Annotated in this window: 21 protein-coding genes; 9 read left to right on the top strand and 12 right to left on the bottom strand. The window is 64.5% G+C overall.

Annotation, left to right across the window (positions count from 1 at the left end; translation table 11 throughout):
* Nucleotides 1–146: 146 nt before the first annotated feature.
* Nucleotides 147–620, top strand: a complete 474-nt coding sequence (locus AUR64_RS09205; protein ID WP_058581617.1) for a MaoC family dehydratase — start codon at nucleotides 147–149, stop codon at nucleotides 618–620.
* Nucleotides 621–788: 168 nt separating this feature from the next.
* On the opposite strand, the gene AUR64_RS09210 is transcribed toward AUR64_RS09205, so the two are convergent.
* From AUR64_RS09210 to AUR64_RS09235, 6 genes are all read right to left on the bottom strand, one after another.
* Nucleotides 789–1,169: a DUF5658 family protein gene (locus tag AUR64_RS09210; RefSeq protein WP_058581618.1), complete on the bottom strand. Its 381-nt coding sequence runs from the start codon at nucleotides 1,167–1,169 to the stop codon at nucleotides 789–791.
* A 146-nt stretch (nucleotides 1,170–1,315) separates the two neighbouring features.
* Complete coding sequence (locus AUR64_RS09215; protein WP_058581875.1) at nucleotides 1,316–3,070, bottom strand: acyl-CoA carboxylase subunit beta; 1,755 nt, start codon at nucleotides 3,068–3,070, stop codon at nucleotides 1,316–1,318.
* A 105-nt stretch (nucleotides 3,071–3,175) separates the two neighbouring features.
* Nucleotides 3,176–5,383, bottom strand: a complete 2,208-nt coding sequence (locus AUR64_RS09220; protein WP_058581619.1) for a PAS domain S-box protein — start codon at nucleotides 5,381–5,383, stop codon at nucleotides 3,176–3,178.
* A 125-nt stretch (nucleotides 5,384–5,508) separates the two neighbouring features.
* On the bottom strand, nucleotides 5,509–6,396 hold the full coding sequence (locus AUR64_RS09225; RefSeq protein WP_058581620.1) for a class 1 fructose-bisphosphatase: 888 nt from the start codon (nucleotides 6,394–6,396) through the stop codon (nucleotides 5,509–5,511).
* Nucleotides 6,396–7,226 (bottom strand): class I fructose-bisphosphate aldolase, encoded by an 831-nt coding sequence (locus tag AUR64_RS09230; RefSeq protein ID WP_058581621.1) that lies wholly within the window; start codon nucleotides 7,224–7,226, stop codon nucleotides 6,396–6,398. The genes AUR64_RS09225 and AUR64_RS09230 overlap by 1 nt, the downstream gene beginning before the upstream one ends.
* 144 nt (nucleotides 7,227–7,370) lie before the next feature.
* Nucleotides 7,371–8,039, bottom strand: a complete 669-nt coding sequence (locus AUR64_RS09235; protein ID WP_058581622.1) for a DUF7409 domain-containing protein — start codon at nucleotides 8,037–8,039, stop codon at nucleotides 7,371–7,373.
* 204 nt (nucleotides 8,040–8,243) lie between these two features.
* On the opposite strand from AUR64_RS09235, the gene AUR64_RS09240 reads away from it, so the two are divergent.
* Both AUR64_RS09240 and AUR64_RS09245 read left to right on the top strand, forming a co-directional pair.
* Complete coding sequence (locus AUR64_RS09240; protein ID WP_058581623.1) at nucleotides 8,244–9,101, top strand: 3-hydroxyacyl-CoA dehydrogenase family protein; 858 nt, start codon at nucleotides 8,244–8,246, stop codon at nucleotides 9,099–9,101.
* Nucleotides 9,102–9,189: 88 nt separating this feature from the next.
* Nucleotides 9,190–9,948 carry an SDR family NAD(P)-dependent oxidoreductase gene (locus tag AUR64_RS09245; protein ID WP_082230673.1) on the top strand — a complete coding sequence of 253 codons (759 nt, stop codon included), beginning with the start codon at nucleotides 9,190–9,192 and terminating at the stop codon, nucleotides 9,946–9,948.
* A gap of 217 nt (nucleotides 9,949–10,165) precedes the next feature.
* Here the strand turns inward: AUR64_RS09245 and AUR64_RS09250 are convergent, their stop codons facing one another.
* Nucleotides 10,166–10,513, bottom strand: coding sequence for a 2Fe-2S iron-sulfur cluster-binding protein (locus AUR64_RS09250; protein WP_058581624.1), 348 nt, complete (start codon nucleotides 10,511–10,513; stop codon nucleotides 10,166–10,168).
* A 144-nt stretch (nucleotides 10,514–10,657) separates the two neighbouring features.
* On the opposite strand from AUR64_RS09250, the gene AUR64_RS09255 reads away from it, so the two are divergent.
* Complete coding sequence (locus tag AUR64_RS09255) at nucleotides 10,658–11,881, top strand: outer membrane protein assembly factor BamB family protein (RefSeq protein WP_058581625.1); 1,224 nt, start codon at nucleotides 10,658–10,660, stop codon at nucleotides 11,879–11,881.
* A 97-nt stretch (nucleotides 11,882–11,978) separates the two neighbouring features.
* Nucleotides 11,979–13,403, top strand: coding sequence for a hypothetical protein (locus AUR64_RS09260; protein WP_058581626.1), 1,425 nt, complete (start codon nucleotides 11,979–11,981; stop codon nucleotides 13,401–13,403).
* 18 nt (nucleotides 13,404–13,421) lie between these two features.
* Here AUR64_RS09260 and AUR64_RS09265 read toward each other — a convergent pair whose 3' ends face one another.
* Nucleotides 13,422–14,717, bottom strand: a complete 1,296-nt coding sequence (locus AUR64_RS09265) for a DUF7405 family protein (protein ID WP_058581627.1) — start codon at nucleotides 14,715–14,717, stop codon at nucleotides 13,422–13,424.
* A gap of 178 nt (nucleotides 14,718–14,895) precedes the next feature.
* Between AUR64_RS09265 and AUR64_RS09270 the strand changes: the two genes are divergently transcribed.
* The 4 genes from AUR64_RS09270 to AUR64_RS09285 all read left to right on the top strand — a co-directional run bounded on the left by AUR64_RS09270 (nucleotide 14,896) and on the right by AUR64_RS09285 (nucleotide 18,361).
* Complete coding sequence (locus AUR64_RS09270) at nucleotides 14,896–15,228, top strand: DUF7471 family protein (protein ID WP_058581628.1); 333 nt, start codon at nucleotides 14,896–14,898, stop codon at nucleotides 15,226–15,228.
* Nucleotides 15,228–15,740 (top strand): winged helix-turn-helix transcriptional regulator, encoded by a 513-nt coding sequence (locus AUR64_RS09275; RefSeq protein ID WP_058581629.1) that lies wholly within the window; start codon nucleotides 15,228–15,230, stop codon nucleotides 15,738–15,740. The genes AUR64_RS09270 and AUR64_RS09275 overlap by 1 nt, the downstream gene beginning before the upstream one ends.
* A 100-nt stretch (nucleotides 15,741–15,840) precedes the next feature.
* Nucleotides 15,841–17,052 carry a DUF7350 domain-containing protein gene (locus AUR64_RS09280; RefSeq protein ID WP_058581630.1) on the top strand — a complete coding sequence of 404 codons (1,212 nt, stop codon included), beginning with the start codon at nucleotides 15,841–15,843 and terminating at the stop codon, nucleotides 17,050–17,052.
* 64 nt (nucleotides 17,053–17,116) lie between these two features.
* A complete protein-coding gene (locus AUR64_RS09285) occupies nucleotides 17,117–18,361 on the top strand; it encodes an MFS transporter (RefSeq protein WP_058581877.1) in 1,245 nt (414 codons plus the stop codon).
* A 64-nt stretch (nucleotides 18,362–18,425) separates the two neighbouring features.
* Here AUR64_RS09285 and AUR64_RS09290 read toward each other — a convergent pair whose 3' ends face one another.
* The 4 genes from AUR64_RS09290 to AUR64_RS09305 form a co-directional block, all read right to left on the bottom strand.
* A complete protein-coding gene (locus AUR64_RS09290; RefSeq protein WP_058581631.1) occupies nucleotides 18,426–19,217 on the bottom strand; it encodes a 2-oxo acid dehydrogenase subunit E2 in 792 nt (263 codons plus the stop codon).
* Between the two features lie 75 nt (nucleotides 19,218–19,292).
* Complete coding sequence (locus tag AUR64_RS09295; protein ID WP_162265534.1) at nucleotides 19,293–20,309, bottom strand: M48 family metallopeptidase; 1,017 nt, start codon at nucleotides 20,307–20,309, stop codon at nucleotides 19,293–19,295.
* 94 nt (nucleotides 20,310–20,403) lie between these two features.
* The gene (locus AUR64_RS09300) at nucleotides 20,404–21,378 is read right to left on the bottom strand and encodes an aldo/keto reductase (RefSeq protein WP_058581633.1); all 975 of its coding nucleotides are present in this window, start codon (nucleotides 21,376–21,378) and stop codon (nucleotides 20,404–20,406) included.
* Between the two features lie 263 nt (nucleotides 21,379–21,641).
* A complete protein-coding gene (locus AUR64_RS09305; protein ID WP_058581634.1) occupies nucleotides 21,642–22,955 on the bottom strand; it encodes an RDD family protein in 1,314 nt (437 codons plus the stop codon).
* Nucleotides 22,956–23,024 lie beyond the last annotated feature (69 nt).

A 23,024-nucleotide genomic window follows, 5' to 3' on the forward strand; every position in this document is an offset into this window, starting at 1 on the left:
CAACTGGCGTCTCCGGAGCATTCGTCTGGCGTTATCCACCAAGCAACATAACAGTTGTTAATGGGTTTTGGTCATGTCAGATATTGCGGGCGTGAACCACAGCATCGACCGGTAGGATTTTGCGCCGACCGGCCGACGCGGCGACCATGACCGGACGCTACTACGAGGAGTTCGAGGTGGGCGAGACTATCGAACACGCGACGCGCCGAACGGTGAGCGAGAGCGACAACCAGCGCTTCTGCGACATGACGATGAACCAGCAACCGCTGCATTTGGACGACGCGTTCGCCGCCGACACCCAGTTCGGCGAACGACTCGTCAACGGCCTCTACACGATGAGTCTCGCCGTCGGCGTCTCGATTCCCGAAACTACCGACGGCACTATCGTCGCCAACCTCTCGTACGACGAGGTCTCACATCCTGCGCCGGTGTTCCACGGCGACACCATCCGCGCGCAGTCGACGGTGACGGAGAAACGCGAGACGAGCGACGGCGAACGCGGCGTCGTCACCATGCACGTCGAAGCGTTCGTCGTCGGCGACGAGGACCGAGACGAGGAACTGGTCTGCGAGTTCACTCGGACGGTGCTGTCGCTGAAGCGACCCGAGTCGGACGAGTAGCAGAAAAAAGGGGCGAACAGGCGGCCGAACGAGTCGAAACGCGCCGCGGTCGAGTGGCCGCACACCCGCCTACCCCGAACCGCGGTGACGGTCACGTCACGGCCGGGAGTGGTTTCGTTCTCACTCAAAAACCTGTGGAGGTAGGGGACCCAAGCGAGAGGTGGCCGCTCAGAGAAGCGAGATGATAAGCGAACTGTTGATGCCGACGGCGACCCACGTCGGCAGCGAGAGACCCGCAGGAACCACGAATCGGTACAACGCGGGGAGAATCTTCCAGCCGACGAGCGCGACGCCGAGTGAGAACGACTTGAGCAACAGCATCGCTTCGACGACGCCGACTGTCTCCATGAGCGTCCGCGCGAGCGGGTTCATCTCCGCGAGTCCGAGCGAGAGACCGTACGCGGTCAGCCCCACGTCGAGTGCGAACCCGAGGAGCGCGAACGCCCACAGATGTGGCTCGTACCGCGAGAGCGTCGAAATCGACCGATGTGGTGCGACGGTGCCGTTCGCGCTGTGGGTTCCGAGTCCGCTCAGGTCCTCTCTGCTCATTACCCATATCGACGCGAAGATGAGCCTTGGTAATCCGCCGCGTACTCACAGCAAACCTGTCGCTAGTGTGGTGGTACTAAACGCATGCTCGCGGCAGTGAGTCGGAACGGACTGCCTACGATATCGGTTCAGCGGGTAACGTCGGCTTAGAGAACCGTCCCGTGCTTCTTGTCCGGGAGGTCTTTCTGGACATCCGCGTAGAACTCGAACCGGTTGACGAGTTCGCGGCGGAGTTCGCTCGGCGGCACGATTTCGTCGACGACGACTTCGCTGGCCATGCGGTGGATATCGATGTCGCGGCGGTACTCCTCGCGGAGTTCCTCGGTGCGCTCTGCTCGCTCCTCGGGGTCCTCGATGGCGTCGAGTTTGTTCCGGTAGACGGCGTTGATAGCCGCCTCCGGACCCATGATGCCGATTTCGCCCGACGGGAGACCGATAACGCTCTCGGGGTCGTAGGCGGGGCCGCCCATCGCGTAGATACCCGCGCCGTAGGCTTTTCGAACGACGACGGTCTGTTTAGGCACTGTCGCCGACGACGTGGCGTAGATGAACTTCTTGCCTTTTTCGAGAATGGCGTCCTTTTCGACCTGCGACCCGGCCATGAAGCCCGGCGTGTCACAGAGGTACAGCAGCGGAATCTCGTAGGCGTCGCAGGTCCAGATGAATTCTGCTGCTTTCTCGGCGGCGTCGGGGAAGATAGCGCCCGAGCGCTCGGTCGGTTGGTTGGCGACGACGCCGACCGGTCGGCCGTCGATGCGGACGAACGCCGTGACGATTTCCGGTCCGTAGTCGGATTTGAGTTCGAAGACGGAGTTTGCGTCGGCGATTCGCTCTATCAGTTCGACGACGTCGTACGCGCGGTTCGGGGCTTCGGGGATGAGTTCGTCGATGCCCTGCGGGTCGTACTTCGGCGGCATCGGTTCGCTCCGCGGCGGTTTCTCGCCCGCTTTGTCCGGCAGGTAGGTGAGGAGGTCGGAGACGAGTTCGCGGGCGTGTTCCTCGTCGCGGGCGACCAAGTCGGCGCTACCGGAGTGTTTGGCGTGTACTTCGGGGCCGCCGAGGTCCTGCATCGAAATCTCTTCTCCTGTGACCATCTTCACCATCCGCGGCGAGGCGATGGCCATCGCCGACATCTCCTCGACCATCACGGTGAAGTCGGCGAAGATGGGTGTGTACGCCGCCCCGGCGATACACGGACCGTAGAGGACACAGATTTGCGGGACGTAGCCCGAGAGCATCGAGTGGTTGTAGTAGTACTTCCCGATGCCCTCACGGTTGGCGAAAAAGCCCGTCTGCTGGTCGATACGGCCACCCGAGGAGTCCATCAGGTAGAGCACGGGCTTGCCACTTTTGAGCGCACGCTGCTGCATTCGGAGGAACTTCTCTACACCGAGGCGGGCCATACTTCCCGCCTTGACGGTGAAGTCGTTGGCCATGAAGTGGAGGTCGCGACCCTCGAACTCGGCCGCCCCAGTCAGGAGACCGTCACCCGGCAGTCGGTTTCCGGGGTCTTCCTCCTCGACCTCGGGACTTTCGGGGTGCCACTCGTCGAAGGCGGCGAACTTCCCGTCCTCGAACTTCAGTTCACAGTCTTCGTCGTCGAACCAGAGGTCGAGTCGGTCGCGGACGAACAGTTTTCCTTGGTCGGGCAGTCGCTCCTTGTACTTCTCGGGGCCGCCGCCGAGGATGTCCTCGATTTCGGCACGGAGCGCCGCTTCCCGCTCACCGGGTTCGAGGTCGTCCTCGATGGGATAGGCGTCGGCCGGCGTCGTCGCCTCGGCGACGGGGTCGTCGCCGTCGCCGACGTGGACCGACACGTCGGTTCTGAGGTGCGTCGCCAGCGCCCGGGCGATAGCGTTCGCTTCGTCGTCGCTCGCGCCGTCGCCGATACGGACTTTCATATCCACGACTGCGAGAGGCGGTCGCAAATTGTTTTCCATGTAGAATCGCATCCGCGTCCGAGCTTCGGAGTCCGATTTCGGGGTAATAACGCCGTTTTTGCCCGTTCAGTCGACGAATCTGACCTGTGCGCGGTCGTCGCTGCGTTCGGTGACGAACTCGAAGCGTGCGCCGCCGTCGTCGCTGTCCGTGACGACCACTTCCCAGCCGTGTGCCTCGGCGATTTCGGTGACGATGGAGAGGCCGAACCCGGTCCCCGACTCGTTCGTCGAGTAGCCGTACTCCAGCACCGCGTCGCGTTCCGCCTCGGGGATACCCGGTCCGTCGTCGGCGACGTAGAACCCCTGCGGAGACGCACCGACGTGAACCACAGGCGAGTCGTCTTCGGTCGCGTCGTCGGCCGGTGACTTCCCGTCCGACGAACTGTGCTCGACCGCGTTCCGAAACAGGTTCTCGAACAGTTCGCGCAACCGAGCCTCGTCGGCGTCGACGGTCCGACTGTCGTCGACGACGAGCGTCGCGCCGTTCGTCGGGACGTAGCCCCACGCTCGCTCGGCGGCGGTGCGCAGTTCGACCGGTTCGAGGTCGTCGACGACTTGGCCGTTGCGGGCCAGCGAGAGTAGGTCGTCGATGAGGCTGTCCATCCGGCCGACGGCGCGTTCGATGGCGTCGAAATGTTCCTCCTCGCCGGTCTGTCGGGCAAGTTCGAGATAGCCGTCGACGACGTTCAACGGGTTTCTGAGGTCGTGGCTGACGACGCTAGCGAACTCTTCGAGTCGTTCGTTCTGTCGGCTGAGCGCCCGTTCGCGCTCGATGCGCTCGGTGATATCGCGGACGATGCCGACTGAGCCGTCGAACTCGCCGTCTTCGTCGGTGAGTACCGAGAAGTTGTCCTCGTACCGTCGCTCGCCGTCGACGGTTTCGACCTCGAACTCGAAGCGACCCGAAAATCGGTCGTCGTCGTGAAGAAGCGAGCGAACGACTTCCTCGCCGCGTTCGACGCCGTCGTCGCTCATGTACGCGCTGATATGCTTGCCGACGCTCTCCTCGATAGAGTCACCAGTCGCCTCGGCGTGTGCGCGGTTCACCATCCGTATGTAGCCGTCGGCGTCCAGCACGTACGTCGCGTCCGGAATCGTCTGGACGACGGTTCGATACTGTTCGAGTTCCCGCTCGCGTGCGCGGCGTTCGCTCACGTTGCGGGCGATACCGCACGCGCCGACGAGGCCGTCCTCGTCGTCGGTCATCCGAACCGCGCGTACCTCGAAGGGGACTTCTTCACCCGATTTCGTGAGCAGGTCGCCGTCGAACGTCACCGTACCCTCCACGAACAGCGACTCGATGGCTCGGTCGACGCAGGTGTCGTCGTCGGGGAAGAAGGCCGTCGCGGGCATCCCGTCGAGTTCGGCGTCGTCGTAGCCGGTGACGGCGTTCAACTGGCCGTTCCAGCGCGTGAGGCGGCCGTCGGTGTCGACGACGAAGAACACGTCGTCGAGTGCGTCGAGGGCGGCGTCGGTGAACTGCTTCTCGCGTTCGAACGCGCGCTGGGTGCGCTTGAACTCCGTCACGTCGTTCAACACGATTTGGGCGGCGTCGTCACCCTCGAAGGTGATGGGTGCGGTAGCCAACACCGCGTGCAGCGGTCGGCCGTCGAGGCCGCGGAGATGCAGTTCGCTCGGCGCCGCGACCGCTCGGTCCTCGAAGACGCGACGACTTCGTCGGCGCGCCTCTCGGAAGTCCGACTCGTCGACCAACTCGAATATCGAGAGACCGACCAAGTCGTCGGCGTCTTCGGCTCCGAAGTAGCCGACGGCCGCCTCGTTGACGTACGCGAGACGGCTGTCTTCGGTGTAGATGCCGATGGGTGACGGCGATGTCTCGACCAGTTGCCGGTAGCGTTCCTCGCTACGGTCGAGTGCGCGTTCGGCGCGGTACTGCGAGACGTAGTTGGCCGTCCGGTTGGCGAGCAACTCGAACTGGTCGGCGCCGCCTTTCTTTCTGATGTAGTCGGTGACGCCCGCGGAAATCGCTCGACTCGCCAGTTTCTCGCTTCCTCTGGCGGTGAAGAGGACGAACGGCAACGACCCATGTCGTGTTCGCACCTCCTCCAGCAGTTCGAGGCCGTCCATCGCCGGCATCTCGAAGTCGCTGACGACACCGTCGAACTCCTCGGTAGCGAGCGTATCGAGCGCAGTCGGTCCGTCAGGGGCGGTGACGACGGACAGTCCCTGTCGTTCGAGATGTGCCGTCGTCAACGCGCGAAGGCTCGCGTCGTCGTCGACGCAAAGCACGCGCGCAGGACGGGTCTCACTCATGCCGCGGAGTGTGTAGTACCGATATTAATACGTTACGAACAGTTTCCGCAATGACAATTACTACTTGGTTGAAAAGTCGAGAACGGAGAGTTACACCCCGTCGGCTGGCGACGGGTCGCGCGTCGCTACGACGAGAGCGCCGACTCCAGTCGGCCGACGAGCGACTCGTTGCCGACGTACACCGGCACGCGCTGGTGTAGTTCGGTCGGTTCGACCGAGAGCAACGACTGCGTCCCGTCGGTCGATGCGCCGCCGGCGCTCTCGATGATGTACCCGATAGGCGTCCCCTCGAACTGGAGACGGAGTTTGCCGTTCGGCGCGGAGTTCAGCGCCGGATACGCGAACACGCCGCCGTAGGTGAGCACTTGATTGATGTCGCCTATCATCGCGCCGCCGTAACGCAGTTTCAGCGTCTCGTCGGACTCCACGTCGCGTGCGTACGTCTCGAACTCGTCGGGCCAGTCGGGCACGCGGCCGCCGAACCCGTACACCGTCGGGTCGTCCGGCAGCGTGAGGTTCTCGCGGACCGCCTGAAGTGTTCCGTCGTCGACGACGTACTCGGTTACCTCGCCGTCGTGCGCAGCGACGAGCGTCGTAATCGGGCCGTAGAGCACGTACGCGGCGGCGACGAGGTTCTCGCCGCGAGCGGGTAGCGCCGCGTCGTAGACGCCGACGATGGTGCCCATCGTGTTGTTGGACTTCAGGTTCGAAGAGCCGTCCAGCGGGTCGACAGCGACCGAAAGCCCGCTACCGGTGTCGACGACCGACTCGCGCTCTTCGCTGGCGTACTCGCCGACGCCGTCGAGGTTTCCGAGACCCTCCTCGAACAGTTCGTCGGCGTACACGTCGGCGGCCATCGGCGTCTCGCCGCTGGGGTTTTTCATCTCGCTCTTACGGCGGCGGCCGGGAAGCGAGTCGCGGACGGTCGGGGCCAGTCCGGCGACCGTTTCGAGTATCTCACGGACCGTCCGCTCGGTGTCCCCGCTCGCATCCGCGTCGGTGGGGTCGCCCATCAGTCGTCGGAGGCAGTCGCGCGACCGTTGTTCGTCGAGGGCATGAGTCCGAGCGCCTCGTCGGCGGTCTTCTCTTCGAAGATGACCGCTTCGAGCGCGTCGAGCAGTTCCGTCGGGTTCTCACGCTGGAACACGTTCCGACCGACGGCGAGGCCGGACGCACCGGCGCGCATCGCGGTTTCGACCGTCGAGAGGAAGTCGCGGTCGGAGGTTTTCGACCCGCCGCTCATCACGACTTTCGACCCGGCAGCGGACTCACAAGCCCACTGCATCGCCTCCGCCGACCCCGGATACTTCACCTTCGTGATGTCCGCACCGAGTTCGAGTCCCAACCGCGACGCGTACGCGATGGTGCCGGCGGACGTATCGTTTTTCAACCCCTGTCCGCGCGGGTACGACCACATGACGACCGACATGTCGTGTTCGCGGGCCGCCTCCTGGGCCTCGCGGAACTCCTCTACCATCTCGATTTCGTGGTTCGACCCGCCGTAGACGGTGAAACCGATCGCCTTCGCGCCGAGTTCGGCGGCGTAGTCCACGCTGCAGTTCACCGCGCTGTTCGGTTCGCCCATCCAGAGGTTCGACGTGCCGTTGAGCTTCAGCAGCAGCTCCACGTCGTCTTCGTAGGAGGGGTAGTAGCCCTCCGCGATACCTTTCTGCACTGCCAGCGCCGTGACGGCGTCGTGGGTCGCAATATCGAACACCGTTTCGGGGTCCGTCGACTCGGGAACGTCTTCGAAGTCCACCGGACCGTGCTCTAGGCCGTGGTCGTACGCGAGAATCAACGCTTTGTCGTCCCGGGTGATGGCCGCATCTGCCGATGGAATCATCGGTTCAAAATCCGGTAAACTACTATATAAATCATTGGTCGAGAGTCGGAGACGGCGAAACGGGTTCCGTTGCGTTGAGAGTCGCTAAAGATGGCCCAAAAATCGTAGTTTCCGAAACTCAGGAATTACTACTCTTCGAGTAAATTACTGCTCGCGGTGTCGACGAGCGGCGTCGTACCACCGGCGAACGACGGCCGCCTCCAGTTCGAGTACGTCGGCGACGTGGTCGGGATTCGCCGTCGTGAGACTCCGAACGGAGACGATACCGGCCTCCGCGAGCGTCGTCGCGTCGTCGTCGTCGACGCAGTCGAGGACTGTCAACGGCGTCGGCCGACTCTGCGCGCGCCACGCCGCCTCGGCGGCCGTCGACTCGCCGCTTCCGTCCGTTTCTGCGGTGACGACAGTGGGCAAACGTCGGGGCCACTCGTCGCCGTCAGCGGCGTCATCGTCGACGGGGCTACCGGCGTCGTCGGCAGAGTCAGAAGATTCCGGAGGGTCGTGCGCCTCCCAGTCGCCGGAACTGGCGGCGACCCACGCCCGTTCGGCGTCGCCGAGGCCGCGAACCTGCGCGGACCGGCGTTCGAGGTCCGCACCACTGGATTCGAACGACCACGACAGCGAGTGCGACCGGCGAATACGCGCGGCGACACCCGGATGAACCTCGGCGTCGACCAGTTCGGTGTAGGAGACCCGCTTTCGGCGAACGTCGTCGGCGCTCACGTCCGCAGCGTCGAGCGCTCGTGCCGTCTTCGGCCCGACGTGGTGCAACGCGAGTAGGGCGCGAACGTTCTTTGATTCGGGACAGTCTGCCACGACAATCAACTGTTTCTTTCGGCATCGTCACTTCAACGTTTCTGTAGGTGTCGGTTCAATAGAATGAAACGTGGCGGCGCGTCGTCGTTGGGACCAATGACGAACGACGCAACGCCGACGCTCTGCTCCCGTCACGCCGACGCTCCACTCCCGTCACGCCGACGCTCCGCTACGCTTAGGTGACTCCCCGAAGCAGACGCAACTATGCGGAATATCGATGATATTCAAACGGTCGGCGTCGTCGGCGCGGGAACGATGGGCAACGGCATCGCGCAAGTCGCCGCTACCGCCGGCTACGACGTGGTGATGCGCGACCTGCAACAGGAGTTCCTCGACCGCGGCTTTTCGGCCATCGACGACAGCCTCTCCCGATTCGTCTCCAAGGAGAAGATGGACGCCGACGAGGCCGAGGCGGTTCAGGACCGAATCGAGGGGACAACGGAACTCTCGGACCTCGCCGACTGTGACCTCGTCATCGAGGCAGCGGTGGAGAACATGGACATCAAACAGGACATCTTCGCGGACCTCGACGACGCCGTTCCCGAGGACGTGGTGTTGGCGACGAACACCTCGACGCTCTCTATCACGACTATTGCCAGCGCCACCGAACGGCCGGAACTCGTCGTCGGTCTGCACTTCATGAATCCCGTGCCCATCATGACGGGCGTCGAAGTCGTCCGCGGCGAGAAGACTGATGCTGCTGTAGTCGACCTCGCCCACGAGTTCTCCGAGGACCTCGGCAAGGAGACGTGGGAGTCCGACGACAAACCCGGCTTCGTCACCAACCGCATTCTGATGCCGTGGCTCAACGAGGGCATCCGCGCGTTCGACGAGGGCGTCGCCTCCAAGGAGGACATCGACAAAGGGATGAAACTCGGCACGAACGTCCCGATGGGACCCCTCCAACTCGCCGACCACATCGGCCTCGACATCTGTCTCGATGCCAGCGAGACGCTGTTCGACGAACTCGGCGACCGATACAAGCCCGCCTACCTCTTGAAGCGGAAAGTCGACGCCGGTGACCTCGGGAAGAAGACCGGCAAAGGCTTCTACGAGTACTGAACCCGGTAACTGAGTCCTTTTTTGAGCGTCGGAAACTCCCACGTTCTGTCAGCAGCCTAATCTCTGCAGAGAGCGTCTGTACGGAATCATGAGTCGCTCTACCGACCGACGAGTGGTCGTCGTCACCGGCGCGAACGAGGGAATCGGCTACCAGATGCTCACGACGCTGCTCGAAGACGGCTATCGGGTCGCCTGTCTCGACGTAAACGTCGAGAACGTCGAACCGTTGCAGGAGAACTACCCCGACCGACTGCTGTTCTATCGCTGTGATGTGACGGCCGACGAGGACGTCGAAACCGCAATCGAGAGCGTCGTCGACCGGTGGGGTCGAATCGATATCCTCGTCAACAACGCGGCCGTCTTCACCTTCGGACGCTTCGAGGACCAGTCTCTCGCCGACACGCGCCGCGAGTTCGAGGTCAACTACTTCGGGTACGTCCGGACCGTTCGGGCGGTTCTCCCACACATGAAGGCCCAGGGCGGCGGCATCGTCCACAACGTGAGTTCCGGCGCCGGTCTCGTCGGGCATCCGGGGCTTTCGGGGTACGCGTCGACGAAAGGCGCAATCGAGGCGCTCACGCGGTCGCTCCGCTTCGAACTCGAACCCGAGAACGTCGCGTGTACGCGCATGCATCCGGCGCTCTCGAACACCCGGTCGGCGGCGACAATCGGCTACCCGCAGTCGCTCATGGCCGACCCCGCCGAGGTCGGCCGCAAGTTAGCAAACCAAATCGAGTCGACGGACGCGGTTATCACGCCGGACGTCCAGACCAGAGTCGGACTGGCCGTCGCCCGACAGTTCCCGTTCATCGTCAAGAAGGGGACCGAACGGTTCGTGAGGAACTGACAGCCCGCTTTTCTCCGCGTATGTCGTATTGTTGATCCATGGCAGATAGTATTGTTCGCCGAGGAACTGCAGACGTAGAGGGCGAGTTCGTCGTGTACATCAACGGGATGCGTCTGAACGAACTCCGCGCGATTCCGAAGTGGGTCCTCGCGGGGCGGAAACTCGCCCGGATGTTCGAGAGACTGGAGACCGACCCAGTTCTGTTACCCGATTGTTGTTACTTCGGTTCGACGCGCTCGTTCGTCGTCCTATCGACGTGCTGGCCCCAGAAGCCGTCGTGTTTCGTCACCCGCACGTCGCCTTCGACGCGGGTCTGACAGGAGAGGCGAAGCCCCGAGTCGAGGCTGTGCGGCGGAAACGAGAGGCGGCGTCGCTCCTGACCGCTCATCTCGCTCACGTCGCCTTCTACTTCGACGGCGCACGTCCCACAGGTGCCGTGGCCCCGGCAGTTCAACTGCTGTGCTCGGCCGTTGTGCGGCGAGAGTCCCGCCGTCAACAGTACGTTTCGCAGTATCTCTCCCTCCTCACAGTCGATGTCGCGTCCGCGGAACTGGACGGTCGGCATGCATCAGAATATGTGCCGTGTGAACAAGTATTTGTCACCGTCGTCGACTTCGACTCCGATTTCGACTTCGAGAGACGGACCAATCCGCACTTACGGACCTGACGTGTAGGGCCTGCAGATGAACGAACGAGGCGGTGTCGACTGATGCGCCGCCGGACCGTCGCTGCGCTGGCCGTTCTCTCGGTGGCGCTCCTCGCCGTCGCCGGCGTCGCGCTGACCACCGGCGGCCCGGAGTTGCGCGAGCGGTGGGTCAGCGACACCGCCCGCGACACGCTGGCGAACCACCACGCCGTCGGCACCGACGGGTCCGTCGTCGTCGCACCCGTCAACGTCCCCGAACGCGACGGCGTTCCGATTGGTGAGTGTGCGCTCGTCAGCCTCGGGGACGGCGGCGAGACACGCTGGCGCTACGTCGTCCCCGAGTCGGTCTGTACCCCGCACGCGCTGACCGAACCGGCCGTCTCCGACCTCACCGACGACGGACGCCCGGAAATCGCCGTCGTGACGACCGAACGGGAGTTACTCGTTCTCGACGCCGACGGGGCAGTTCACACGCGTCTCCCGATGGACAACTACGGCTACGGCGCGCCGACGGTCGGCGACATCGACGGCGACGGCACCGAGGAACTCGTCGCCAGCGACATCGGCGGCGGTGCGGTCGCCGTCGAAGTCGACGGCAATAGCTCGGAAGTGCTGTGGCGGACCGACCTCGGCGCGTCGACGTTCCCGACCCCTGTCGTCGGCGACATCGACGGCGACGGCGCGAACGAGACGCTGTTCGGGACCAGCGACGGTCCCGTGCTGCTCGGCGCGAACGGGACCGTCGAGTGGCGCGGCGACGGCGCAGGAATCGCCTCGATGGTCGTCGACGGCGCGTCGACGGAGCGACCGGCCGACGTGTTCGTCGGCAGAAACGGCGAAGTCGCCGCGTTCGACGGACGAAACGGGAGCGAACGCTGGAGCGCGACGTTCGAGGCGAACCCGCGTGTCGGTGCCGTCGGCGATATCGACGGCGATAGGGTCGTGTACGCCACGCTCACCGACGGGCGCGTCGTCGCACTCGACGCCGAGAGCGGCGACGTGCGGTGGACGGTGAGGATTTCGACCGGTGATGCCGCTCAGCATCCAGCGCCGAAACTCGGTGACCTCGACGGCGACGGCACCGAGGAACTCGTCGTGCTCACGAACGACGGCACCGTCTCGGTGCTCGACCCCGTGTCCGGCGAGACGCGTACCACCTACGAACGCGACGTGCCGGTGTGGGTGTACCCGACTATCGCGGATACGGACGGTGACGGCAGCGCGGAGATACTCGTTCGCTACGGCGACGGCCGCGTCGTCTCGTTGGCGTACGACAGCGGGTCGTGACGGGAAAGTACGACTCGTGACCAGCGGGCAAACGAGCGCGACGAGTCCGTGGCGACGAACCGCGCGGGTTTTCACCGAACCGACCTACTGACGACGTATGCGAAGGCAGGGACAGCAGGCGACGGTACGGGCGGTCGTTCTCCTCGTCGCCATCTCGCTGCTGTCGACACCGGCCGCGGCACATCAGGTGCCGACGCGCTTCGAGTCGCCGATTCCGCTCTCGCTTTTGTTTCTCGGTGCGGGTGCGACGGTCGCTGTCACCGCCGTCGCACTCGCGGTCGGAGCAGGTGGCCGTGACCTCGGGACCGTCTCCGAGAGCGACGGCGGTGTGTACTCGTCTCCGCGGACGAGAAACCAACTACTCTCCATCCCGTCGTCCGTTCTCGCTCCCCTCCGAGTCGTCGCCGCCGGGGGGTTCTTCCTCGCGTTCGTCGCGGCGCTGGTCCACGGTGCGCTCGGCCCCAACGCGCCCTCGACGAATCTGGCGACGCTGTTCGTCTGGCCCGTTTGGTTCAAAGGTGTCGCCGTCGTTGCCGTCGTCTTCGGGTCGCCGTGGCGGACGCTCTCGCCGTGGCGAACGCTGTACCGAGGGCTGTGTCGACTCGAAGGTGAGACCGTTCGACTCAGAGCGTACCCTGACCGACTCGGCGAGTGGCCGGCCGTGGTGGGGTTTCTGCTCCTCGTCGGCGTCGCGGAGAACCTGACGGTCGTTCCGTCCCGTCCGGCGCTGACCGCGGCGCTCGTTTCGGGCTACGCGTTCGTGATGCTCGTCGGCGGCGTCGTGTTCGGTCCCGAGTGGTTCGACCGTGCCGACCCGCTGGGGGTGCTGTACCGACTGCTCGGACGGGTCGCACCGTTTTCTCTGCGGCGAGCGTCCGTCGAGTCTCCCGACCGCTGGACGCTCTCGCTTCGTCGCCCGTGGCGTGGCTGTCTGCGCCGTCTCTCGCTCGCGGAGACGGTGTTCGTCGTCGCCGCCGTCTACACGGTGAGTTTCGATGGCTTCTCCGCGTCGCCGGAGTATCGGTCACTGCTGTACGGACTCCGTGACGCGACCGGATTCGGTCCGGAGGCGAGTTTGTTGTTGTATTTCGCGGGCTTCGTCGCGTTTCTGGCCGTCTTCGGTGTCGTTGCCCGTCTCGTCGCACGATTTGTCGATAGTGAGAGCGACTCCTCGCTGGCGGTCGCTACGACGTTCGCGGCGACGCTGCTTCCCATCGCCGCCGCCTACGAAGTCGCGCACAACTACGGCTACGTGCTCACCGGCCTCGGTGCGTTGCCCAGCGCCGTCGACGCCGGAACCGTCGACCCGCTGTTCTGGCTCTCCTTGTCCGCGTTCTGGCTGATACAGGTCGCGCTCATCGTCGTCGGCCACGTCGTCGCCGTCGTCGCCGCCGACACCGTCTCGCGGCGGGTCGCACCCGATGCTCGCGCAGCAGTCGTCGCTCACGTCCCGCTGGCGACGCTGATGGTCGGCTACACGGTGCTGTCGCTGTGGATTATCTCGCGGCCGGTGGCGGTTTGAGCAGAATCGGAAAGAAGGCTACAAGCCCGGAACTTCGCCCATCGGCGTCGGCAGCGCCCGCAGACGACGCGGCGGGACGAGGAAGTTGCCGCGATTCTTGACGAAGATGTACTCCAAAATTCCGTTGTTCACCCGCTGTCGGATGGCCGGTTCGTCGGTGAGGTCGGTTCCGTTCATCGCCCGCCGGACCTCCTCGAAATCGGTCATCCGACGCTGCAGCGACGGAAAGTGGAGGCTGGCCTCGTTCTCGTCGGTCGACTCGAAATGTCGTCGCAGGAGGCGGACGTTCCCCGCCTCGTCGCGGTTGGCGCGGGCGGCCTTCTGGGCGTGCCCGACGCGGCCGTACTCTTGGGCGTGCTCGCGGATGCGGTCGACGATGTCCGGTGTGACGCCGCTGCTGTCGCCGAGGTTGTCGCCGACGCCGTCGACGAGGTTCTCCGCGGCGTGTTCGGGACTGAACATCTCGGCGACCCGGTCGTCGAACTCCTGTTCGACGTACCAGTCTTCGAGTCGCTGGCGGAGTTTCGAGACGTGCTTCGTCGTCGCGCCCGCGAACGGCCCGTCGGGGATAGTGACGTACTCTTCGGTCGCCTGATTCTTGGCGAATCCAGCTTTGAAGCCCATGAACAGCGGCGACTCTTCAGGCACTGGATTCGAGTCGGGAATCCCCCGCACGTCCTGTCGCTCCGCGGGCATCCCTTTCCCGATGAAACCCGTCCGTCTGGAGTCGACCGAAAAGACGGCTGACAACGGCGTCTCCATCGTCACGCCGTTTGCGGTGTCTCGTTCGCCCGTCAGTGCCTCTTCGGCTTCCAACAGCGCGTCGGCGCGGTCGCTGGCGAGATGGAGGAGGGCGTCCTGCCGATCGAACGTCGGGGTCTCGAACGGCGAGAGCGCCCGCGGTTCGGGCAGGTCGAGACTGTCGGGTAGCGACTCGTCGAACCGCGAGAAGTACGCCGGTGAGAACGCGAGCGAGTGAATCAGTCCCTCGTTGCTCCGCTCGTAGGCGCGGTCCAGCGTCGTCAGTGCGCTCTCGACCGCCCGGCGGTCCGCGGGCGTCGGCGTCCCGTCTCGGTCGAGCGTCAGGTAGAGCAGGGTCTGGTGTCGCGGGAGTTCGACGTTCTCCGCGCCGTCGCGCGTGAGGAGCGCCTCCCACGCGTGCTGTCGCGTCGGCAGCGTCGAGAGGTCGGACGGTCCCTCCGGAACGGGTTCGTCAACGAAGTCGAGACAGGCCGAGAGTGCGCTCGCGCCGCCGACGGCGACGGCGGCTTTCAGCACGTCTCTACGACTCACTCCGTCGGTCCCCGGACTCATCGTCGTCGCTAGGTCCGTATCGCGGATAGGGGTTCTGGTGCGGCCGTCGAACCGCGTGCAGAGAGCGGTGTCGGCGAGAGAGAACGGGGCCGCCGCTGCGACAGTTCGTCGCCATCACCTTTCGAGAACCACACCAATCAACCCATAACCGTCGACGCGTAACCTCGTACAGATAGAGATGCACTCGGTCTCAGCACACGCCGCACCGGCGATGAGCGCCCCGGAGGTGGCCGCCGTCGTCTTAGCGGGGTTCAGTTCGACGCTCATCGTCGCCGTCGGCCTCATCGCGCTGTTGCGCCGACAGTCGCGGTCGCACACACTCGTCGTGTTGGCGCTCGCGGCGCTGTTGGCGCGAAGCGGTGTCGCCGTTCTGACGATGGGCGGAGTCATCCCGTTCGCCTCCCACCACGCCATCGAGCACGCACTGGATTTCGTGATGGTCGCACTCGTCATCGCCGCGGTGTACTACGCACGCAGCATCGAGCGGGCAGCACCGACCGGTGAACGATAATGAGCGCAACCAGAAATCGGATTGCGACCCACGTCCGGCACAACCCCGGCGTCCACTTCAACGAACTCGTCCGCACGCTGGACCTCGCACCCGGACAAGTACAGTACCATCTCCGCCGCCTCGGACGCGACGAACGGGTCGCAGAAACCCACCTGTACGGTAAGACCCACTACTACCCGTCGACGTTCGGCGAGTGGGAACGCGGCGTGTTGGCGCTGGTGCGCCGCGAGACGGCCCGCGACGTGCTCGGCGTGCTGCTCGAACGCGGCGAAGCGACGCCGAGAGACGTCGCCGACGAAGTCGGAATCGCCAGAAGCACGCTCTCGTGGCACACGAAACGCCTCGAAGAGCAGTCGGTCGTCGAGAAACGCTACGACAGCCGCGGCCGGGTGACCCTCGCGTTGGCGAAACCGGAAGCGACCGCCCATCTGCTCGCGTCGGTGTCGCCGTCGCTGCCCGAGCGGTTCGTCGACCGATTCACGCGTCTCGTCGACGGCCTACTCGAACAGTGACGCGGCGCGAACACGCTGTTCGAACAGTACTGTGACACGGTGACAACCCTTCGAGAACCGGACCAGAACCCGTAACCGTCGGACGTTCTTAGTCGAGATTATGAGACGACGGACCCTCCTCGGCGCAGTCGGCGCCGGTTTCGCTGGCTCGCTCGCGGGCTGTACGAACCTCTTCGAGACGACGAGCAGCCGCGAACCGCCGGTCGTGGAGAACCGTCCGGACGCCGTCTACATCCCAACACATCAGGAAGGGATGAACATGATTGGCATGGGTGAGGCGGGCGACTTCACCGTCGGCGTGATGTACAGTTGGCCGCACCGATTTTGGACCACAAACGGCCAGCAGACCGAACGCATCGACGTGGGTCGAAACGACGCGATTCACCTCATGGTGAGCGTCTGGGACGCCGAGACGGGTATCACGATTCCCAGCAGCGGCGTCACCGTCGAGACGACCGACGGCGAGGACTACCGCGAGGAGGAGGTCGTCTACGAGATGCTCTCCCAGCGGATGGGCTTTCACTACGGCGACAACTGGCCGCTGCCCGGCGACGGGACCTACACGCTCCGCGTCGACGTCGGCGGGACGAACGTCCGCCGGTTCGGCGAGTTCGAAGGGAAGTTCGGCGAACCCGGAAGCGTCGAACTGGAGTTCGAGTACAGCGAGCGCGAACGAAACGACATCTCGTACACGATGTTAGAGGACCGACAAGGCAACCCCGGTGCGCTGCCGGTGATGGAGATGCAGATGGAGATGGGGTCACAGAGCAGTTCGGGAATGGAGATGGGCAACGAGTCGGGGATGGGCATGAGCAACGACTCGGGGATGAACATGGACAACGACTCCGAAATGGGCATGGGCAACCACTCCGGGATGAACACGAGCAACGACTCCGGAATGGGTGGCGGCAGCGGCATGCACGACAGCATGTCGATGCCCGTCGGCAAAGCGCCCGCTCCCGACTCGCTTCCGGGCGAGTCGGTCGGCGAACAGACCAGCGGCGACGCCGTCTTCGTCGCCACCGCGGTCCCCGGCGGTCGGTTCGGCGACCAGCCGTATCTCCTCGTTTCGCCGCGGACGCCGTACAACGGCCTCGTGATTCCGAGTATGGGTCTCTCGGCGACCGTCGGCGGGAACGAGGTGTCGCTCGAACCCGCACTGGACCCCGAGGTGGGTTATCACTACGGGGCGAACGTGGAGGGCCTGTCGGCGGGCGACGACCTCGAACTCGTCGTCGAGACGCCGCCGCAGTCGGCGCGTCACGAGGGGTTCGAGACGGCGTTTCTCGACATGCAATCGATGACGTTCTGAGGCCAGACGCACGAGCGCGGACGGACAGAGACAGGGCTTTCCGGCGTCGATTCGAATGACCGATATGAGCGATTCGGCGCGACGTGACCGACTCACGCTCGCGCTCTCGGTGTGGGCGGTGTTGGTGTCGCAGGTGCTCCTCTACCCGGGCGTCTCGGACCTCGTGCAGACGCTCGGCGGCGCGGGTGACCTCGACGCCGGAATGTGGTTTCTCGTCTCCGAGTACGCGGCGTTCGTCGTCTTCGCCGGCCTCTGGGGCGCGCTGAGCGACGCGACCGGACGACGCGTCCCCCTCATCGTCGTCGGCGCACTCGGCGGGGCGGCCTGTTATCTCCTGTTGAGTCTCGTACCGTCGCTCGGCGTCGGATTCGGCGTCGTCCTCCTGATTCGCGTCGTCGGCGGTGCGTTCACCATCGGCGCGTTCTCGCTGTCGATGACGATGCTGATGGACCTCGGCGGCGGCAACGGGCGAAACATGGGCGCGGCGGGCATCGCTATCGGTCTCGGCGCGGCCGTCGGCTCTATCGTCGGCGGCCGCCTCTCGACGGCCGACCCGCTCGCGCCCGTCTACGGGGCGGCGGCGCTGCTCGGCCTCGTCGCGCTGCTGACGGCGACGGTGACGGACCGCTCGCCAAACAGCGGAGTCCGCGATGCTGGCGACAGCGTCGACGACGACCGCGCCGGACCGCGCGACATCCTCCGAAAGGTCGTCGACCGACCGGCGCTCCGAGTCCCGTACGCGTTCGGCTTCATCGACCGCCTCACGGCGGGCTTTTTCTCGCTCGTCGGCATCTACTACTTCCGCGACGCCTTCGGTCTCGACGCCTTCGGCGCGGGTCTCGTGCTGGCGATGTTTTTCGGCCCGTTCGCGCTGCTTCAGTACCCGATGGGCGTACTCTCGGACCGCATCGGGCGATTCCTCCCGGTCGTCGTCGGGTCGATTCTCTATGGCGTCTCCATCATCGTCGTCGGCGCGTCGCCGTCGCTCCCGTTCGCGGCAGTGACGATGGTGCTCGTCGGCGTCTTCGGGGCACTCGTCTCGCCGGCGACGATGGCGCTGGTCACCGATATCGCCGACGCCGACGAACGCGGGGCGGCGATGGGCGGATTCAACATCTTCGGCAGTCTCGGCTTTCTGACCGGCTTTCTGCTCGGTGGTTCGTCCGCCGAACTGCTCGGGTACTTCGAGGCGTTCGTCGTCGTCGGCTTCACCGAAATCGGTATCGCGCTGGTCGCCTCCCGGGCGGTGCGACGGTTGGCGACGGGCGAGTCCGTGGCCGTGCCGGGAGTCAGCGAAGCCGACGACTGAGCAGGTCCCTGCCCTCGGCGGCTTCGAGATGGCAAACGTCGGTCTCCCATTCAGCCCGTCCTCGCTATCGTTCTTCCGGCGCACCCAACCCGTGAGCGCTCTCGATACGTTCTCTCAACCGGTCGACGAACCGCGCGGCGGGCGCGCCGTCGACGACGTCGTGGTCGAACGTCACCGTCAGAGACAGGTACTCACGGGTGGCGAGTTCGCCGTCGACGAGCGCCGGTTTCGTGGCGATTCCGCCGACGGTCAACTGTAACGTGTAGTTGGTCGGACTGACGCCCCAGCCACCGCCGGTTCCGAACATCCCCACAGAAGTCACAGCGACGGTTCCAGCGAGATTCTTCCAACGTCGCGGAGAAAGCTGTGGAAGCCGCCACATCTGGCGTCGAATCACCCCCGGAAGCCCGAAGAACGCCGACTCCATCCTCGACTGACGAGCGAAATCTGGTGACTGCTGAACGGACCGTATCTCGTTGTGAACCGACCGCAGAGAGCGTCGGTTCGCCGCTTTGACGACGTGTGGGACGCCGATTGGGTCGCCGTCGACGGACGTTTCGACGAGCACGTTGACGTCGACGTCGTCGAAGACGTGGACCCGGCCGCGCCAGTCGCGGTACGCCTGGAGAGTCGGTTCGTCGTCGAGCGTCGCTGCGAGACAAAACGTGAGAAACGCCGTGAAAGAGAGACGCTCACCGGTCTGCTCTTCGATGCGTCGGATGCGTCGTCGCGCTTCGGTCACGTCGACTTCGACGAGTCCGTGGATGTTGCTTCGACGACCCGCCATCCGCATGTAATCGACCGTCCCGCGGCGACGCGGTGAGAATCGTACGACTTGTTCCTCCGAATCGGTCATACGGCCGTGACAGCGGCGACACGGATACGCGTTCACTCCACACGAAGCGTCCGCGACCAGTTGCGAGTCCGATGGCTACTCGCCGTCGGCGACTCTCGTTTCCTGACGCTGTTCGAGCGCACGTAGCTGGTCGAGTCGTCGCGTCGTGTCAGGATGCGTGTGGAGGTACTTGCTGAGCGACGCCGGTAGATGTCGTCTGACGCCGAACGACTCCGCCTCCGATTCGAGTATCGCGGCCGCCGCGATTTCGGACTGTCTGAGGTCCGTCGCCGGCCGCTCGCTCAGTCCGTCCTTGATTTTCCCAAGCGCGCTTGCGAGACTGGCCGGGTTCCCCGTGAGCGCCACCGCTCCCCGGTCGGCGGCGTACTCGCGGGTGCGTGACAACGATGCTGTGAGGAGATGGGCGAGTAGCCAGACGGGGAGAATCGCCACGAGACCGATGGCGACCAACATGTCGGCTCTATCGGCCCGACTGGCTTGTCCGTGCTCGACGCCGGGCGTCGTCCCGGACATGAGCGCCAGCACTCTGTCGGTCGCTCCCACAGGGAGTGCCGCGGCCGTCATCACGGCCATATCGTGATTGCGGACGTGCGAGATTTCGTGGGCGACGACCGCCTCTAACTCACGCTCGTCCAGCATCGAGACGAGTCCCTCGCTGAGCGCTAAGCGGGCGGACCCGGCCGAATACCCCGTGACCAGCGACAGCGGAGTCTCGGTGGGGACGACGTAGAGTTTCGGCACGGGCGTCGACGCCTGTTTACAGACTTTGCGAACGAGACTGTACAGTTGCGGGTACTCTGCCTCCGTGACGTACTCGCCGCCGATGGAGCCGATTGCGTGGTCGGGCGCGTCGCGTTCTCCTCGGACGAGAAAGACGAACAGTCCGAGCGAGGCGATGCCAACCAGCGCGACGACGAGTTCTGGCGGTATCAGTTCTATCGGTATGTCGAGGGGAATTCTCAGCGAATATCCAATCGCGAACGCGACGAGACCCACGAGTGTGACGAGGAGGACGACACCGCCGACGATAGACGCGAGCACACCCGAGAGCACGAGCAAAAAGAGCGTGACGACGATGTGGAGCTGAAACACACGTCTGACCGACCACTTCATCTGTGACGTGATCGAGTTCGTAGAGACCGACACTGACCGTCGGTCAGGTCGTCGGTCTATTGTTATGACATCTCTACTCGTGGCTCGAAACGCGAACCGGTTGGTACGGTTCTTCGAGATACTCCATATCGCTCGAACTCAGGTCGATGTCGAGCGCTTCGACGGCGTCTTCGAGATGCTCGATACTCGTCGTCCCGACGATGGGCGCGTCGACCCACTCTTTGTTGAACAGCCACACGAGGCCGATTTGGGCCATCTTCACGCCCTTCTCGTCGGCGAGTTCTTCGACGCGTTCGTTGATTTCCGGACCGCCACCCTCCAAGTAGGGATGGCCGTGTGCGAGGCTGTCGGTCTCGCCGCGTTTGGTCGAGCGAGCCTCGTCGTGCGGACGTGCGAGCCACCCGCGGGCGAGCGGCGACCACGGGATGACGCCGATATCCTCTTTTTCGCAGAGCGGGAGCATCTCGCGCTCTTCTTCCCGGTAGAGCAGGTTGTAGTGGTTCTGCATCGTCACGAAGCGGTCGTAGCCGAGTAGGTCGCTTGCGTACAGCGCTTCGGAGAACTGGTGGGCCCACATCGAACTCGCGCCGAAGTACCGAATCTTCTCCCGCCGAACCGCGTCGTCGAGCGCCGCGACGGTCTGGTCGATGGGCGTGTCGTAGTCCCAGCGGTGCGTCTGATACAGGTCGATGGTGTCCATCCCCAGTCGGTCGAGCGAGGCGTCGAGTTGCTGTTCGATGGCCTTGCGCGACAGTCCGCCCGAGTTCGGGTCGTCGTCGTCCATCTGGAAGTAGCCCTTCGTGGCGACGACAGCCTCGTCGCGGCGGCCCTCAAGCGCCTTGCCGAGAATGCGCTCTGACTCGCCGTTCGAGTACATGTTCGCGGTGTCGAAGAAGTTGATTCCGAGTTCTATCGCCCGGTCGACGAGTTCCAACCCGGCTTCCTCGTCCAACACCCACTCGCGCCAGTCGCTCGTGCCGAAACTCATGCAACCCAAACAGATTCGAGAGACGGTCATCCCCGTGTCTCCGAGGGTAGTGTACTCCATGCGAGTCACTCTCTTGGGGGGGAACAAAAATCCACGCGAACGGGTGCGGACTGCCTGAAGAGCTATCCGTGCTGAATCCTACTCCTCTCTCGGGCGCGAGTCGAACCACGCGCCCGACCCCATCTCCGAGTCAGTCCGCCGGTTCGCGTCACCGTCGCCCGACAGATGGGGTCGGCCACACGCTCAAAGCCCGCCTTCACGCCACCGTTTCGGTCTCGGTATCTTTCGTTTTCCACCGTTCCAGTTCCGTCTCCGCTCGTCTGCTACTTCGCATCTGCGCCCGTATCGACTGATTCGGCCCGTACGACCATCGTCCCGGCGACGAGGTCACCGAGTCGCCGTCGCCGGTCCGAGCGCCAGAGCAACAACAGGAAGCCGCCGACGTAGTCCAGCGGCCGGACGAGATTTCGGAGCAGCGCCGAGCGCCACCCACACGCCGAACCGTCTGCCTTCGTTACTTCGACGTGGAAGAAGCGCTTGCCGAGCGTCCGGCCGAATCGCGCTTCGGCGACGGTTCGATACACGACCGGAACAAGGACCAGAAGCACGAAGAACAGCCCTGCGGCGGCGCGGAAACCCGTTTCCGACCCCGACGAAACGCCACTCACTGGGAGAGCGCTCGTCGCCACGAAGTAAAATGCGAGAGCCGTGACGAAGGCGAGAATCGGCGCTCCGACGAGCAGCAACACCCAGTCGGCGATAGTGGCGTGGACGCGGTCCTGTAACACGCTCGGTTCTCGGTCGTACTGCTTCTCGGTCGTCTCCGACTCATTCGTCTCGTCGTCGGCCTCCGAGGCGTATCTGAGCCAGCGCGGGTCGTGTTCGGCGGTCACGCGAACGTCGTACGATTCGGCGCTCTCGCGAAGACCCGAGAGGTGGGCTTTGCCGGTCGTCAGACAGGCGTCTCGGTAGCCGTGTTCGTTCGAGATGCGCTCGATGTGAGAGAGCATCGTCTCGTTTCGGTCGCCGAGCGTGGCGTAGATAGCGACGAGCGCGAACAGGAGTCCGACGACGGCAGCGACGCCGGAGGTCCACGAAGCGAAAATCAGCGCCCACAACGTGGCCAGACAGCCAACGACGGCGAGTACGGGCCACACCCGTGGAATCACTCGGTACAACAGTCCGAGCGCCAACACCGAGCCCACGAGGACCGCGGCGGTTGCAAGCGTCCCTACGGGCGCGTAGGCAACGAGTAGCGCGAACAGAATCCAGTTCACCGCCGTCATCGACCGACTCGCATCACCGAACGCCGCCACGGGATGGTCGGCGTCGACCGGGTGCAGCGGCAAATCACGCTCCTGGGCGAGTTCCCTCGCTGCGATGAGTTCGGCCGGGAACGGACTTCGCTGACAGATAGCGTACAGTGGGAGATGGGCGAGCGTGACGAGAGCGAAGCCAAGCGCGACAAGCGGCGAGCGAAGCCACATCCGTGCGAACGGTCGGGGACCGGTTCCTTCCGCCGGATACTCCACGAACAGCGCGTCCACTCCCTCGGCGAACTCGTCGAGTTCGTCGGCGACTTTCTCACGCTTGTCCGCGTGTATCGCGCCGAACAGGCGGAGGTCCGTTCCGGTCATCTACGCTGTGCTCCCGGTGTTGGTTAGTTGTAATGTACCACCTACTAACTAGTTAGCACACCAGTCTCA

Source organism: Haloprofundus marisrubri (genome assembly GCF_001469955.1).
Classification (GTDB): domain Archaea; phylum Halobacteriota; class Halobacteria; order Halobacteriales; family Haloferacaceae; genus Haloprofundus; species Haloprofundus marisrubri.

Excerpts from the sequence above, each read along its gene's own strand:
- AUR64_RS09255 (WP_058581625.1), top strand. The coding sequence starts at position 10,658 with ATGCGCCGCCGGACCGTCGCTGCGCTGGCCGTTCTCTCGGTGGCGCTC.
- AUR64_RS09305 (WP_058581634.1), bottom strand. The coding sequence starts at position 22,955 with ATGACCGGAACGGACCTCCGCCTGTTCGGCGCGATACACGCGGACAAG.
- AUR64_RS09300 (WP_058581633.1), bottom strand. The coding sequence starts at position 21,378 with ATGGAGTACACTACCCTCGGAGACACGGGGATGACCGTCTCTCGAATC.
- AUR64_RS09230 (WP_058581621.1), bottom strand. The coding sequence starts at position 7,226 with ATGATTCCATCGGCAGATGCGGCCATCACCCGGGACGACAAAGCGTTG.
- AUR64_RS09240 (WP_058581623.1), top strand. The coding sequence starts at position 8,244 with ATGCGGAATATCGATGATATTCAAACGGTCGGCGTCGTCGGCGCGGGA.
- AUR64_RS09260 (WP_058581626.1), top strand. The coding sequence starts at position 11,979 with ATGCGAAGGCAGGGACAGCAGGCGACGGTACGGGCGGTCGTTCTCCTC.
- AUR64_RS09205 (WP_058581617.1), top strand. The coding sequence starts at position 147 with ATGACCGGACGCTACTACGAGGAGTTCGAGGTGGGCGAGACTATCGAA.
- AUR64_RS09245 (WP_082230673.1), top strand. The coding sequence starts at position 9,190 with ATGAGTCGCTCTACCGACCGACGAGTGGTCGTCGTCACCGGCGCGAAC.
- AUR64_RS09285 (WP_058581877.1), top strand. The coding sequence starts at position 17,117 with ATGAGCGATTCGGCGCGACGTGACCGACTCACGCTCGCGCTCTCGGTG.
- AUR64_RS09250 (WP_058581624.1), bottom strand. The coding sequence starts at position 10,513 with ATGCCGACCGTCCAGTTCCGCGGACGCGACATCGACTGTGAGGAGGGA.
- AUR64_RS09265 (WP_058581627.1), bottom strand. The coding sequence starts at position 14,717 with ATGAGTCCGGGGACCGACGGAGTGAGTCGTAGAGACGTGCTGAAAGCC.
- AUR64_RS09280 (WP_058581630.1), top strand. The coding sequence starts at position 15,841 with ATGAGACGACGGACCCTCCTCGGCGCAGTCGGCGCCGGTTTCGCTGGC.
- AUR64_RS09270 (WP_058581628.1), top strand. The coding sequence starts at position 14,896 with ATGCACTCGGTCTCAGCACACGCCGCACCGGCGATGAGCGCCCCGGAG.
- AUR64_RS09220 (WP_058581619.1), bottom strand. The coding sequence starts at position 5,383 with ATGAGTGAGACCCGTCCTGCGCGCGTGCTTTGCGTCGACGACGACGCG.
- AUR64_RS09215 (WP_058581875.1), bottom strand. The coding sequence starts at position 3,070 with ATGAAAGTCCGTATCGGCGACGGCGCGAGCGACGACGAAGCGAACGCT.
- AUR64_RS09290 (WP_058581631.1), bottom strand. The coding sequence starts at position 19,217 with ATGACCGATTCGGAGGAACAAGTCGTACGATTCTCACCGCGTCGCCGC.
- AUR64_RS09210 (WP_058581618.1), bottom strand. The coding sequence starts at position 1,169 with ATGAGCAGAGAGGACCTGAGCGGACTCGGAACCCACAGCGCGAACGGC.
- AUR64_RS09275 (WP_058581629.1), top strand. The coding sequence starts at position 15,228 with ATGAGCGCAACCAGAAATCGGATTGCGACCCACGTCCGGCACAACCCC.
- AUR64_RS09225 (WP_058581620.1), bottom strand. The coding sequence starts at position 6,396 with ATGGGCGACCCCACCGACGCGGATGCGAGCGGGGACACCGAGCGGACG.